Source organism: Nitrospirillum amazonense, from assembly GCF_007828045.1.
GTDB classification, from domain to species: domain Bacteria; phylum Pseudomonadota; class Alphaproteobacteria; order Azospirillales; family Azospirillaceae; genus Nitrospirillum; species Nitrospirillum amazonense_C.
Window position 1 is genome coordinate 24,266 of the sequence record NZ_VITN01000026.1, and the last position, 12,871, is coordinate 37,136.

At 67.5% G+C, this 12,871-nt stretch carries 13 protein-coding genes; 7 read left to right on the forward strand and 6 right to left on the reverse strand.

Annotated features, from left to right (window positions below; genetic code table 11):
- Window positions 1-33: 33 nt before the first annotated feature.
- From FBZ89_RS26425 to FBZ89_RS26440, 4 genes are all read left to right on the forward strand, one after another.
- Complete coding sequence (locus tag FBZ89_RS26425; RefSeq protein WP_004272329.1) at window positions 34-417, forward strand: response regulator; 384 nt, start codon at window positions 34-36, stop codon at window positions 415-417.
- On the forward strand, window positions 414-1,064 hold the full coding sequence (locus FBZ89_RS26430; RefSeq protein WP_145753640.1) for a chemotaxis protein CheX: 651 nt from the start codon (window positions 414-416) through the stop codon (window positions 1,062-1,064). The genes FBZ89_RS26425 and FBZ89_RS26430 overlap by 4 nt, the downstream gene beginning before the upstream one ends.
- A gap of 36 nt (window positions 1,065-1,100) precedes the next feature.
- A complete protein-coding gene (locus FBZ89_RS26435) occupies window positions 1,101-3,929 on the forward strand; it encodes a hybrid sensor histidine kinase/response regulator (protein ID WP_145753642.1) in 2,829 nt (942 codons plus the stop codon).
- Between the two features lie 94 nt (window positions 3,930-4,023).
- Window positions 4,024-4,866: a hypothetical protein gene (locus FBZ89_RS26440; RefSeq protein ID WP_145753643.1), complete on the forward strand. Its 843-nt coding sequence runs from the start codon at window positions 4,024-4,026 to the stop codon at window positions 4,864-4,866.
- A gap of 49 nt (window positions 4,867-4,915) precedes the next feature.
- On the opposite strand, the gene FBZ89_RS26445 is transcribed toward FBZ89_RS26440, so the two are convergent.
- The gene (locus FBZ89_RS26445) at window positions 4,916-5,827 is read right to left on the reverse strand and encodes an EamA family transporter (protein WP_145753645.1); all 912 of its coding nucleotides are present in this window, start codon (window positions 5,825-5,827) and stop codon (window positions 4,916-4,918) included.
- A 134-nt stretch (window positions 5,828-5,961) separates the two neighbouring features.
- Between FBZ89_RS26445 and FBZ89_RS26450 the strand changes: the two genes are divergently transcribed.
- Window positions 5,962-6,468, forward strand: coding sequence for an Lrp/AsnC family transcriptional regulator (locus tag FBZ89_RS26450; protein WP_145753646.1), 507 nt, complete (start codon window positions 5,962-5,964; stop codon window positions 6,466-6,468).
- A gap of 213 nt (window positions 6,469-6,681) precedes the next feature.
- Here the strand turns inward: FBZ89_RS26450 and FBZ89_RS26455 are convergent, their stop codons facing one another.
- Window positions 6,682-7,179 (reverse strand): hypothetical protein, encoded by a 498-nt coding sequence (locus FBZ89_RS26455; protein WP_145753648.1) that lies wholly within the window; start codon window positions 7,177-7,179, stop codon window positions 6,682-6,684.
- A 258-nt stretch (window positions 7,180-7,437) separates the two neighbouring features.
- Here FBZ89_RS26455 and FBZ89_RS26460 point away from each other — a divergent pair, with 258 nt between their 5' ends.
- Window positions 7,438-8,091: a response regulator transcription factor gene (locus FBZ89_RS26460; protein WP_145753650.1), complete on the forward strand. Its 654-nt coding sequence runs from the start codon at window positions 7,438-7,440 to the stop codon at window positions 8,089-8,091.
- Window positions 8,092-8,113: 22 nt separating this feature from the next.
- On the opposite strand, the gene FBZ89_RS26465 is transcribed toward FBZ89_RS26460, so the two are convergent.
- Together FBZ89_RS26465 and FBZ89_RS26470 are read right to left on the reverse strand one after the other, a co-directional pair.
- Window positions 8,114-8,347 carry a hypothetical protein gene (locus FBZ89_RS26465; protein WP_145753652.1) on the reverse strand — a complete coding sequence of 78 codons (234 nt, stop codon included), beginning with the start codon at window positions 8,345-8,347 and terminating at the stop codon, window positions 8,114-8,116.
- A gap of 104 nt (window positions 8,348-8,451) precedes the next feature.
- Complete coding sequence (locus FBZ89_RS26470; protein WP_145753653.1) at window positions 8,452-9,708, reverse strand: cupin domain-containing protein; 1,257 nt, start codon at window positions 9,706-9,708, stop codon at window positions 8,452-8,454.
- Between the two features lie 213 nt (window positions 9,709-9,921).
- Here FBZ89_RS26470 and FBZ89_RS26475 point away from each other — a divergent pair, with 213 nt between their 5' ends.
- Complete coding sequence (locus FBZ89_RS26475; RefSeq protein ID WP_145753655.1) at window positions 9,922-10,785, forward strand: LysR family transcriptional regulator; 864 nt, start codon at window positions 9,922-9,924, stop codon at window positions 10,783-10,785.
- On the opposite strand, the gene FBZ89_RS26480 is transcribed toward FBZ89_RS26475, so the two are convergent.
- Complete coding sequence (locus FBZ89_RS26480; RefSeq protein ID WP_145753657.1) at window positions 10,786-11,454, reverse strand: HAD-IA family hydrolase; 669 nt, start codon at window positions 11,452-11,454, stop codon at window positions 10,786-10,788.
- Between the two features lie 104 nt (window positions 11,455-11,558).
- Window positions 11,559-12,560 (reverse strand): glutathione S-transferase family protein, encoded by a 1,002-nt coding sequence (locus FBZ89_RS26485; RefSeq protein ID WP_145753659.1) that lies wholly within the window; start codon window positions 12,558-12,560, stop codon window positions 11,559-11,561.
- Window positions 12,561-12,871 lie beyond the last annotated feature (311 nt).

The window sequence follows — 12,871 nt, forward strand, 5'->3', positions numbered from 1 at the left end:
GGCTGATTGGATGACTTGGGCGGGATGGTTGAAATGGGTACTACGGTCTTAATCGTCGATGATAGCAAACTAGCGCGTATCGTCGTGGCCAAGGCTATCGCGGCGCTGCAGCCCGGTTGGACAAAGGTCGAGGCGAGCAACGCCGACGAGGCGCTGGCCATCCTGCGCGATGGTCAAGTCGATCTCGCCATCCTGGACTTCAACATGCCTGGCCGAAATGGATTGGAGTTGGCGGAGCATATGCGACATCGCTACCCCGACATGCCCATAGCGCTCGCGACCGCCAACGTGCAGGACGAGGTGATCGCCCGCGCCCGCGCGGCCAACGCCACCTTCGTCAGCAAGCCCATCACCGAAGACGGAATCCGGGACTTCCTGTCCGGCGCGGCCTTGAAGCTGCGCGCGGTGCACGGATGAAGCACCCCCCCCCTATCCTGGATGAGTTGGAGAACGACGCGCTGACCGAACTGGTCAACATCGGTGTCAGCCGCGCGGCCGTCAGCCTGCGCAAGATGGTGGGCAACCAGGTGACGCTGTCGGTGCCGTCGGTGGAGGTGGTGGGCCGCAAGCTGGCCGCCACCCTGATCCAGGAGCGGGAAAGCGATGAACTGGTGGCCGTCCGCCAGGATTTCACCGGCGCCTTCAACGGCCGCGCGCTGCTGATCTTCCCTGAGTCCAACAGCCTGGAACTGGTCCGCGCCGTCACCCAGGACGAGCTGTCGCGGCCGGAGATGATCGACATTGAGGAGGAGGCCCTGGCCGAGACGGGCAACGTCGTCCTGAACGGTTGCCTGGCCACCATGGCCAATATCCTGCAGCGGCCCCTGACCATGTCGCTGCCGCAGGTGCTGCGCGGCGATGGGCAGATTCTGTTCGAGCTGGCGGATACGCAGGACGACGATGGCGTCGTCCTGTTCCTGTACATCAATTTCGCCATCAGCGGCCGGGACATCCGGGGCTATATCGCCATGCTGATGGATCTGCCGTCATTGCAGTCGCTGAAGGAGCTGATCGGCGAATTCATCGCGCGGGTGGTGGGCACGGACGGTGGCGATGCCCACTGACGGTCTTGCCTCCGGCGCCGGGGGGAGGGGGCGGTCATGAGCGGCCGAGCGGAGGCTGTGATCGTGATGGAGCGGGACGGCGAGGTTTTGCCGGAGGTGCGGGCGCTGTGCGGCCCGCTGCTGGACGCGCTCGTCCAATCCGGCATGCCCCTGACCATCACCGATCATCGCCGGCCGGGCGAGCCGCTGGTTTTCGCCAACCCCGCGTTCGAACGCCTGACCGGCCACGCCTTCAGCGGCTTGGCCAACCGGCCTTTCGGCTTCCTGGCCGCCGCCGATGCCGACCCGGCCATCCTGGCCGGGATCGAGGAGGCTTTGGCCGCCGACCGGCCGCTGACGGCCGATCTGCGGGTGATGCGCAAGGATGGCACCATCTTCTGGGATCGCCTGCGGCTGACCCCGGTCGTGGATGGCCAGGGCGCCACGCCCTATTTCCTGTGGACCCATTGCGACCAGACCGTGGAGCTCGCCCGCATGGAGGTGGAGGCCGAGCTGGCCGCGAGCCGCCAGGCGCTGGCCAACGCCAAGGAACGGGCGCGCCTGGCCCAGGCCGTGGGCGGTACCGCCGGCGCCTGGGAATGGGATGTGGCCGACGGCCGGCTTTACGCCGACGCCCGCTTCGCCGAGCTGTACGGCCTGGATCCGGTGGCCGCCGGCAACGGCCTGTCCACCGACGCCTTCTTCGATTCCATCCACACCGATGACCGCATGCGCATCCGCATCGCCGTGGCCGGGGTGATGCACGGCGCCGACATCTTCGCCAAGGACTACCGCGTGGTGGGCCGTGACGGCACGGTGCGCTGGGTCTCGGCCCGCGGGGGCGCCGATCGCGCCGCCGACGGGGTGGCGCGCCGCTTCCGCGGGGTGCTGGCCGACATCACCGAGCAGAAGCGGGTGGAGGAACAGCTGCGCGTGGCCCAGACCGCGGGCGGCGTGGGCACGTTCGAGTATATCAGCGGTTTCGGCACCGTATCCGTGTCCGAGCAGTTCTGCCGCCTGCTGGGCCTGCACCCGACGACGGCCCTGCCGGTGCGCACCGTCAACGCCGTGGTGCTGGCCGATGACGCCCCCCTGATCACCAGCCTGGAGGGCGGGGAGACCGCACCCCCCTATCGCGAGTTCCGCATCCGGCGGCCCGATACGGGGGAGATCCGCTGGCTGGCCCAGCGGGGGGAGCATCGCCGCGACGGAAAGCGCGACCGCGAGGGGCGCCAGGGTTCGGGCAGCCGTTTCATCGGGGTGATCTACGACATCACCGCGTCCAAGGACGCGGAGGAGAAGCTGCGCCAGTTCGCGGAGACGCTGGAGGCGCGGGTGGAGGAACGCACGCGGGAGCGCGACCGCGTCTGGAACAACTCGCGCGACCTGCTGGTCATCATCGGCGCCGATGGCATCTGCCGGGCGGTCAGCCCCTCCTGGACCGCTATCCTGGGCCATGAGACGGATAAGGTGGTGGGCCGTCAGGTGCAGGACTTCGTCCACGCCGACGACGTGGTGGCGACGGCGGAGGCGCTGATGGGCGCCCTTCATGATCAGAACCTGACCAATTTTGAGAATCGCCAGTTGCACAAGGACGGCAGCCTGCGCTGGATCTCCTGGAACACGTCCAAGGAAGGCGATCTGGTCTACGCCTATGGCCGCGACATCACCGAGGACAAGCAGCGCGCCGACATGCTGCGCCAGACGGAAGAGCAGCTGCGCCAGGCCCAGAAGATGGAGGCCGTGGGCCAGCTGACCGGCGGGCTGGCGCACGACTTCAACAACATGCTGATGGGCGTCATCGGCGGCCTGGATATCGTGCGCCGCCGCATATCCCAGGGCCGGCTGAACGACCTGGACCGGTTCATGGATGCCTCCATGGCCTCGGCCCAGCGTGCGGCGGCCCTGACCCACCGCCTGTTGGCCTTCTCGCGCCGGCAGTCGCTGGACCCCAAGCCCATCGACGTCAACGATCTGGTGCGGTCCATGGAGGACCTGCTGCGCCGAACCTTGGGCGAGCAGATCGAGCTGCGCATCACTGTGGCGGAGAACCTGACGGCGGCCCGCAGCGACGTGAACCAGCTGGAAAGCGCCATCCTCAACCTGGCGATCAACGCGCGCGACGCCATGCCCGACGGCGGCATCCTGACCATCGAGACCAGCCGCGCCACCCTGGACCGGTCCTATACCCACCGGCATGACGGCCTGTCGCCCGGCGACTATGTCATGATCCGGGTCAGCGATACCGGCATGGGCATGCCGCCCGATGTGGTGGCGAAGGCCTTCGATCCCTTCTTCACCACCAAACCCATCGGCCAGGGTACGGGCCTGGGCCTGTCCATGATCTATGGCTTCGTCAAGCAGACGGGCGGCCATGTGCGCATCGACAGCGAGCCCTGGCGCGGCACGGCCATCACCCTATACCTGCCGTGCGACGGCGGCGCCAACGCCCAGGATGGTGGCTTGGCCGGCATGGGCGAGATGCCGGAAGGGGCGGGGGAGATCGTCCTGGTGGTGGAGGATGACGATTCCGTGCGGTTGCTGGTCCTGGATGTGCTGCAGGAACTGGGGTACACCGCCCTGCACGCAGCCGACGGGCGCGGGGCGCTGAGCGTCATCGAATCCTCCAGCCAGATCGACCTGCTGATCACCGATGTCGGATTGCCAGGCCTGAACGGCCGGCAATTGGCGGAGATCGCGCGTCGGCGGCGGCCCAACCTGCCGGTTCTGTTCGTCACGGGCTACGCCGCCAACGCCGCCGTGCGCGGCGACTTCCTGGAACCGGGCATGGACATGGTGATGAAGCCCTTCGCCATGGACGAGCTGGCGGCCAAGATCCGCGGCATCCTGGAAGAGCGGCAGGTGTTGGCGGCATCTCCCTCTTAGCGAGTATATCGCTGTTGTGAATTTCGTATAGGTTGCGACGCGGCCGGCTTTCGGGCATATCTGGCCTCAGGTGGCTTGAACCCTGGGGGCTGAGATGCGGACGGATGTGATCATAGGCGCGGTGGCCTTGCTGATGCTGGCGGGCTGCGCCGCCACCGGACAAGGAACGGGTGGCTCCGGAACGGCCGGGCAGGGCACCAGCGCCACGCCGGCCCAGCTTTTCGCTCGCTCCTTAAACGCGGCGGCTGTGGCGCGGCCCGACCTGGTCGGGCCGGAGCTGGTGCGCATCGCGCCCGACGCTCCCCAGGCGTCCTGGGCCAAGCTTGTGTGGCGCGACGGCCCGCACGGGCGCCAGGTGCTGGTGGCCTCCACCATGGCCACCGCGGCTTATGAGAAATATTATGCCGGAAAGGCCGGGGGCACCTCGCCCGACAGTTGGGGCACCATGTGGGTGACGGCCGTGCCGCAGCTGCAGGAATTTTGCGCCGGTGCCGCCGGCGACGCCTCCGCCAAAACCGAACGGGTGAAGCAGTATCTGGGCCTGGACCCATCCCGCGACTATTCCGAGGTGGTTGAGATGTGGGTGGCGCCCGAGGCGCTGGCCCGGCCGTGTCCGGACACCGACGTGACGGCCGCCCACTGCACCCTGGATGCCTCCGCCACCGTGGCCCGGCCCAGTTGCGCCACCGGCGACGCCGCTTGCCTGGAGAAGCAAGGCTATTGGGATTGGTTCGCCCGCAACATGCGCGTGACCTATGTCGACGGCGGTGCGCCCTGGACCCGCCTGGGTTATACCTATGACTGGCATCCCCAGGCCGGCGGGCCGGACGGCGCCGTCCGCTATGGCGCCAGCGAGTTCATCCTGAAACCCAGCCGCCCCTACGACATCCGCGCCGCCTACACTCTCGCCGACTACTGCCGCAAGCCGGCGGCCTGAAGCCGGTGAACGCGACACCCTGTGGTGCTGCCGCGGGCGCCTGCCGGCGTCATTCCGGTATCACGGAGGTGGAGGGCCGGCCGGCGCTGAGCGTGGCGCCGATGGAGGCCACCATGATGGTGGCGATGGCGAGCCAGTGCAGGGGCGACAGCGCCTCGCCCAGCAGCATCATGGCCATCAGGGCGCCCACGGCCGGCTCGGCGCTGGTCAGTGTGCTGAAGGTCTGGGCCGGCAGGCGGCGCATCGCGAACATCTCCAGCGTGTAGGGAAGGGCGCTGGACAGGGCCCCCACCATGACGGCGCTGCCCAGGATGGCCGGCTGGAACAAGGTGGCCGCCCCCGTCTGCGCGATGCCGATGGGCAGCACCAGGCTGGCGGCGATCAGCGTGCCGGCCGCTGTGGCCTGGGTGCCGTGGGCGCCGCCCACCTTCCTGCCGGCGACGATGTACAGCGCCCAGAACACGCCAGCCCCCAAGGCGCAGGCGATGCCGTACGGGTCCAGCTGCGCCGCCGACCGCTCCAGCGGCAGCAGCAGCGCCAGCCCCGCCACCGCCAACCCGATCCACAGGAAATCGACCCGGCGGCGGGATGACAGCAGCGCCAGACCCAGCGGCCCCGTGAACTCCACCGCGATGGCGATGCCCACCGGTATGGTCTGCAGCGCCTGGTAGAACAGGAAGTTCATCGCCCCCATGGCGCCGCCATAGACCAGCAGCGGCCGCCAGCTGCGCCGCGTGAGCCGCAGGCGCCAGGGCCGCAGCAGCAGGGTCAGCATAAGGGCGGCCGTCGTCAGGCGCAGGGCGGTGGTGCCCTGCGGTCCCGTCACCGGGAACAGGGTCTTGGCGATGGACGCGCCCGTGGTGACCGACACCATGGCGGTGAACAGGGCGGCCAAGGGCAGGATCGGGGACAGGCGGGCGGCCCCCGGCAGGGACGGCGGCAGGGTGGTGTCGTGGGACATGGGGATGGAATCGAGGAAGGATGTTGACGCTTGAGACCTCAAACGTTGCGCTAGTTTAGCGGTTTGGCCTGTCTAAACGTGTCAATTATTGTCAATTTGTGATAATTTTTATCACGAAAGCGGTACGTGAGACGATGATAATATCGCCCGAGTTGGATGCCATCGATGCCAAGCTGCTGGAACAGCTGCAAGCTGACGCCCGCTTGCCCATGCCGGTGCTGTCGGAACGGGTGGGGCTGTCGGGGCCGGCGTGTTACCGCCGCGTCCGCCGCCTGCGCGAGATCGGCGCCATCGAGCGCGAGGTGGCCATTGTCCGGCCGCGCACGCTGGGCTGGCCCTTGACCATGGTGGTGCTGGTGACCTTGGAGCGTGACAGCGGCCGCGCCACCGATGCCGGCGGCGGGCACATCATCGACCAGTTCATGCGCAAGATCGCCGCCGTGCCGGAGGTGGTGGAGGCCTGGTACGTCACCGGCGACCATGACTTCGCGCTGCGCGTCGTCGCCCGCGACATGGAGGGTTATGACGAGCTGACCCGGCGCATCCTGCTGAATGACGAAAACGTCAGGACATTCAAGACCTTGGTCGTCATGCGCCAAGCCAAGGCGTGGAGCCCGGTGCCGGCCGACCGAGTGATTTGAACATTATTTCCATAACGTATATTATCGGTTTTCCTTATGTAGGCGCAAAGTTAAAATGTCAGGCCTGTGCAAAGTAGAACTGTCAGTCTTCCGGTTGGCTGTGTCCGACGTGGGAGGCTGCGGTGGGCTGGGTGGATTCAATCCCGAAGTGCGACATTCCTTGGTTATCAGAGCTTTGCCAGGAGTCTCCCATGGGATTGCACTATGGTCACCTCACCCTTCCCTTGCGATGTCCATATCTTGAAACACCCGGTGCAGGCGGCGGACCGCGATGCGGGCGCCGGTGATGGTGATGTCGTGCCCCTCGATGCGCACCTCCACGGCGCTTTCCCGCCACTCCAGCCAAGCCAGGTACCCGGGCACCGCCAAACGGTAGAGGGTGCGGCCGATGCTGTGTTCCGCCGGGTGGTACTGGATGCCGGCCAAGATGCCCTTGGCCTTGGCGGCGGCGACGGCGGGATAGGCCGTGGTCAGCCGCCACTGGAACGGTAGAACCTCAAAAGGCGCGCGCAGGGATCCGGCGAGGCCGCCGATCAAGGTGCCCACGATGACGTCGGCGTGCAGGGTCCCGTAGCCGAACAGCCGCAGCAGGCCATTGAAGACCAACAGGCCGGCGGTTACAGCCCCCAGGGTGCCGGCGCTGTGGCTCACCAGCTGACGGAGGGACTGGAAGATCAGGACCTGGCGCCAGCGGGGCAGAAGGCACTGCATGTCGACCTGCTGTTGCTATCAGCCGATTGCTCGCGTCATTAATAGCCGAACTGAATGGTTTTTACTGCTATGGCGTTTAGAAATACCTCTCGGCGCGCGTGTCGCCTGGCAACTGAAGAAGGCTAAAAAGGCAATCCCATACCTTGATATGATGGCCCTGGGCGCGGCGCAGGCCCATGGATGATGGGTACGGAAATGGCTGTACCCTCGGGTGATTGGGCTGCGGGGGGATGGAGCCAAGCGACAGGGGACAGGCAAATGACAGGTTCGGTTGGGATGTCGGAAAGCCTGGTCTGCGTCATCGACGATGATGCGGAGGTGCGAGGCTCGCTGGAAAGCTTCCTGAGGTCCTGCGGCTATGCCGTGCGCACGTTCGCCAGCCCGGACGCCTTCCTGGCCTGCGATGCTGCCGACGCCGCCGCCTGCCTGGTGCTGGATGTCCAGCTGGGTGACGCCAATGGCCTGGATTTCCAGGAGCAGCTGTTGGGCACCGACAATCACCTGCCGGTTATCCTGATCAGCGGCCACGGCGACATTCCCATGACGGTGCGGGCCATGAAGGCTGGCGCCGTCACCTTCCTGCCCAAGCCCTTTGAGGAAGACGACATGCTGCGGGCCATAGCCGAGGCGGTGGCCCGCGATCGCGAGCGACGGGCCAAGCGGAACGAAAGCGCCCTGCTGCGTGCCCGCTACGACGGCCTGACGGGGCGCGAGCGCGACGTGATGGGCCTGGTCACCGCCGGCCTGATGAACAAGCAGATCGCCGGCCGGCTGGCACTGAGCGAGATTACGGTGAAAATCCATCGCGGCAACCTGATGCGCAAGATGGAGGCGGAGTCGCTGGCCGACCTCGTGCGCATGGCAGAGGCGTTGGGCGTGCGCGAGGCCGTGTCCCGCTACAACCACGGCTGACACGCCAAGCACGGCTGAAACGTCAGGCGTTATTCAAGGCGCGATGCAGGTGGCGTACGGCGATACGGGCGGCGAAGGCCAGCGTCCCCGCCAGGATGTCCGGCGGGATGGCGCCGTGGCCCATCAGCCGCGGCAGCCCGATGAACAGGAAAAAGCCGGCTGCGATGGCCGCCAGGGTGCCGGCCCCATGGGAGGCCAGCTGGCGGGGGGACTGGAACAGCAGGATCTGGCGCCAGGCGGGCAGCACGCTATGCATGATCACGCATCCCCAAAGGCCGCCGACGGTGGGGGGGGCGACAGGGCCCCTGGAGGTCGGCGGCAAGTTCGTGGGAGGGCAAAGAGGACGGATGGGCCACAGCTTCAGGCCGGAAGGATGTCCCAGCGGGCCTTGTTGAACTGCCGGATCAGGTTGGGATCCATGTTGGTGTGCTGGGCCACCAGTTCCGGCGGCGTGCAGGCCAGCCACTGGGCCAGCGATACCTCCTGGAAGCGGTCGGCCTTGAAGATTTCCAGGAACACCAGGTCTTCGGTGCCGGTGTTCTGGACGTAATGGCCGAAGCTTTTCTTGACGTAGCCCAGGTCGCCGGGGCGGAAGTCGGCCGTCTGGGCGCGCGGGCCGGTGTTGAACACGGTCATGCGGCCCTGCCCTTTCAGGTAGTACTGCCACTCGTCGGCATTGGGGTGCCAGTGCAGTTCCCGCAAGCCGCCGGGCTTGATGGTGACCAGGGCGGCGGCGATGGTCTTGCTGACGGGGAAGTTGCGGGTGTCCACCACCTTGACCGAGCCGCCCTTGGTGATGCGGGTGGGCTTCATCGTGCCCATGGAGAAGGTGAACTCGAATTCCGGCTCACCATCTGGTGAGCGCACGGCCTTCTGCACCTCCTCCAGCGGCGGGATGGGGTCCTTGGCCTGGTAGATCCACAGGTCGTCGACCGGGATGTTCTTGAAGGCGCTTTGCGGCAGGCCGAAATTCTCGGCCAGCACCTCGGGCGGGGTGTGGGCCATCCACTCGGTCAGCAGCAGGGTATTGAATTCCGACGCGCGGCCGTTGTCGAACACCAGGGTGAACTCCGCCCCGCTGGTGCCGATGCCCTGAAGGGAATGCGGCAGGCCCGGCGGGAAATACCAGAGATCGCCCTCCTTCACGTCGCGCACGGCGGGCCGGCCGTCGGCGTCGATGACGGTGATGCGGCACGTGCCGTCGGTCATCACCGCCCATTCCGCCTGCTGGTGCCAATGCAGCTCGCGCACGCCCCCCGGCCCCAGGCGCATGTTCACGCCGGACACCGCCTCGGAAATAGCGAAGTCGGCCTGGGTCACCTCGCGTGCCCAGCCACCGTCCTGGATGCGCTTGTGGGCGTTGTTGAACGACGCCCAGAACAGGTCCATGCCGGCCACGTCGGTGGCGGGCGGATCCTGGAAGGATGGAAACTGGTTGGCCAGCGCCGGGTTCTGCGGCCCCGGCTCCTGCCCCGCGATGGGGTTGGACAGGTTGACGCGGCCCTGGGCCGGGCGGTCCGGGTTGCCGAAGGTGGCGGCGCCGGCGGTGTTGGCGGCGGCTGCCGCGGCGGCCACGGCGCCGGCCGCGATGATGTTGCGCCTGGTGAAGTCGGTCATGACGGGTACCTCGGGCAAGGCACGGCTGGCCCCTCACCCCGGCACATACCTGAGGATGATTTCCAAAGCGGGTCGGGGCTGCTGTGATCTTCTGGGACGATTTGTCGCCGGGTGGCCTGCCATTAATTCCAATGACTTGGTCCCGACACACCCAATATGGCTAAGACACCGGACGATGTGCAGAAATAACAGTTATTATTGGACGGAATAACGGTGTTCGATCTCAATCAACTGCGGACCTTCCTGGCCGTGGCCGACGCGCGGCATTTCACGGCGGCGGGCACGGCGTTGGGCATCAGCCAGTCCACCGTCAGCCAGCACATCCGCCGGCTGGAGGCCGCCTGCGGCCGGCAACTGTTCGAGCGCGACACCCACACCGTGGTGCTGACGGCCGATGGCACCGTGTTGGCGGAGCTGGCGCGCGACATCGTGGGCCTCAGCCGGCAGGCGGCCGATTACTTCGCCGACAGCGCGCCACGTGGCCGGGTGCGCCTGGGGGTTTCAGACGACCTGACCCTCACGCGCCTAGCCGACCTGCTGCGCGATGTGGGCCGCGCCAATCCGAATTTGAGCGTGGAACTGACGGTGGGCCTGACCAGCCTGCTGTACCAGAAGCTGGACGCCGGCCGGCTGGACCTGGTGTTCGCCAAGCGCCAGCCGGGCGACGATCGCGGCATCCTCATCCACCGAGAGCGCCTGGCCTGGCTGGCCCACCGGGATCTGGCGCTGGGCGCGGAGGAGGCCGTGCCTTTGGTGCTCTACCCCACCTCCTCCATCACCAGCACCTTGGCCATGGAGGCGCTGAACGGCGCCCGGCGGCCTTGGTTCGTCGCGTGCTCCAGCGAGACGCTGGCCGGCTTGCGCGCGGGCGCCCAGGCCGGCCTGGGCGTGATGGCGCAGTCGCCCCTGCTGATGCGCGCGCCGGGGTCCGACCTGGTGGAGGTCGATGGCCGCGCCGCCCTGCCCCCGCTGGGGGAGGTGGAGTTCGTCGTGCTGGGCCGTAGCCGCCGCCTGCAGGGCGCCTCGGCGGCCCTGGCCGACCTGATCGTCCAGAAGGGCCCGGGGCTGTGGGACTGATCAGCCGCGCACGGTGAGCCGCAGGCGGTCCTCGGCCTGCAGCACCGCTTTCAGCCGTTCGTAATTCGGCACCTTGGGATGGGCGGTGTCCAAGGGCTGGTGGTGCGTGGCGGTGATGACGGCCACGGCGGCGCCGGCCGCCTCCCCCGCCGCGATGCCGGCGGGCGCATCCTCCCACACCAGGCAATCCCGCGGCGCCACCTCCAGCTGGCGGGCGGCCAGCAGGAAGGGGTCGGGCGCCGGCTTGCCCCGGCTGACATCTTCGGCGGTGACTATGACCGGCGGCGGGGTCAGGCCGGCCGCCCTGAGGCGCACCTGGGCCAGGGCGCGGGGGGCCGATGTCACCACCGCCCAGCGCGCGGGCGGCAGGTTCGCCACGACGGCAGCTGCGCCGGGGATGGCCACTGTGCCCGCCACGTCATCGATCTCATCCCGCGTCAGTTGGGCCACCTCCGCCTCAACGTCCGTGCCGGGCGGCGCCCAGCGGCGGATGGTCTCCACCGCGCGAACGCCGTGCATGGTTGCCAGTATGGGCGCCGGGTCCAGGCCGTGGCGCGTGGCCCAGCGGGACCATGCCCGGTTGGCGGCGGCGATGCTGTCGATCAGGGTGCCGTCCATGTCGAACAGGAAGGCGGCGAAGGTGCGGTCGGCGTGGGGAATGGCGGGCATGGGTCCAGCGGCGTGGTCGGGGTGCCGCCATCCTGCGATGGGGACGGCAACCCTGTCGATGCACGGGAACGCAAGGCACCGCCGATGTCGGCGGGCTTGTTTTCTCACACCGGCAGTGGGTTGCCCGGGGACACCCGTTCCCGGCCATGCGGCTTGCCATAGTCCAATGCCGGGCCCACGGGCACGATGCCGGTGGGATTGATGGAGCGGTGGCTTTCGTAATAGTGGCCCTTGATGTGCGCCAGGTTCACCGTCCCGGCCACGCCCGGCAGCTGGTACAGGTCGCGCAGGTAGGCGGAAAGGTTGGCGTAGTCGGAGATGCGGCGGATGTTGCACTTGAAGTGGCCGACATAGACGGGGTCGAAGCGCACCAGGGTGGTGAACAGGCGGATATCCGCCTCCGTCACGTGGTCGCCGGTCAGGAAGCGGCGGCTGGCCAGGCGGTCGTCCAGCCAGTCCAGGGTTTCGAACAGGGGGCCGACGGCCTCCTCATAGGCGGCCTGGGTGGTGGCGAAGCCCGCCTTGTAGACGCCGTTGTTGACGGTGTCGTAGATGCGGGCGTTCAGCGCGTCGATCTCCGGCCGCAGCGCCTGGGGATAATAATCGCCCGGCTTGGCGCCCACACCGTCGAACGCGCCGTTGAACATGCGGATGATCTCGGAAGACTCGTTGTTCACGATGGTCCGCCGCTGCCTGTCCCACAGCACCGGCACCGTGACCCGGCCGCTGTAGCGCGGATCGGCCGCCTGGTAGACCTGGTACAGCACGCGGGCGTTGTTCACCGTGTCGGGCACGGTGCCGGGGCCCTCGGTGAAGGTCCACCCTTCCTCCAGCATGCGCCAATGCACGACGGAGACGCTGATGGCGTCTTCCAGCCCCTTCAGCGTCCGCATGATCAGGGTGCGGTGGGCCCAGGGACAGGCGAGGCTGACGTACAGGTGGTAACGGCCGGCTTCCGCCTTGAAGCCCCCTTCCCCGCTGGGCCCGGCGGATCCGTCGGCCGTGACCCAGTGGCGGAAGGCGCTGTCCTTGCGCACGAAGCGGCCGCCCGTCGACTTGGTCTCATACCAGACGTCGCGCCATTCACCCTCAACCAGCAAACCCATGGGTTCTCTCCCGTAAACCGGGCCGGCGTTTGGGCGCCGGCCGTCGGATGATAGATAGCGCCGACGCGAACCGGGCGGCAGGCCCATAATTGTGCGGCTATCATTCAGGAAACCGGAACGGTGCCGGGTGGTTCCGGAACGCCGCCGCCTGCGCGATCTCATCAACGCGCACGGGAAGGTGGTTGAGAAATTCCGCCTTGATTTCCTACAGACGCTGCTGGATCGAGGCTTGAATGAGGATTACCTCGCGGGCGGCCAGCACCTGTGGAACAGCGGCATGTTCCTGTTCCGCGCCGACCGTCTGGTGGAGG

Coding starts and splice junctions, on each gene's coding strand:
- FBZ89_RS26480 (WP_145753657.1), bottom strand. CDS start 11,454: ATGCCCGCCATTCCCCACGCCGACCGCACCTTCGCCGCCTTCCTGTTC.
- FBZ89_RS26445 (WP_145753645.1), bottom strand. CDS start 5,827: ATGTCCCACGACACCACCCTGCCGCCGTCCCTGCCGGGGGCCGCCCGC.
- FBZ89_RS26485 (WP_145753659.1), bottom strand. CDS start 12,560: ATGGGTTTGCTGGTTGAGGGTGAATGGCGCGACGTCTGGTATGAGACC.
- FBZ89_RS26455 (WP_145753648.1), bottom strand. CDS start 7,179: ATGCAGTGCCTTCTGCCCCGCTGGCGCCAGGTCCTGATCTTCCAGTCC.
- FBZ89_RS26450 (WP_145753646.1), top strand. CDS start 5,962: ATGATAATATCGCCCGAGTTGGATGCCATCGATGCCAAGCTGCTGGAA.
- FBZ89_RS26425 (WP_004272329.1), top strand. CDS start 34: ATGGGTACTACGGTCTTAATCGTCGATGATAGCAAACTAGCGCGTATC.
- FBZ89_RS26440 (WP_145753643.1), top strand. CDS start 4,024: ATGCGGACGGATGTGATCATAGGCGCGGTGGCCTTGCTGATGCTGGCG.
- FBZ89_RS26460 (WP_145753650.1), top strand. CDS start 7,438: ATGACAGGTTCGGTTGGGATGTCGGAAAGCCTGGTCTGCGTCATCGAC.
- FBZ89_RS26470 (WP_145753653.1), bottom strand. CDS start 9,708: ATGACCGACTTCACCAGGCGCAACATCATCGCGGCCGGCGCCGTGGCC.
- FBZ89_RS26465 (WP_145753652.1), bottom strand. CDS start 8,347: ATGCATAGCGTGCTGCCCGCCTGGCGCCAGATCCTGCTGTTCCAGTCC.
- FBZ89_RS26435 (WP_145753642.1), top strand. CDS start 1,101: ATGAGCGGCCGAGCGGAGGCTGTGATCGTGATGGAGCGGGACGGCGAG.
- FBZ89_RS26430 (WP_145753640.1), top strand. CDS start 414: ATGAAGCACCCCCCCCCTATCCTGGATGAGTTGGAGAACGACGCGCTG.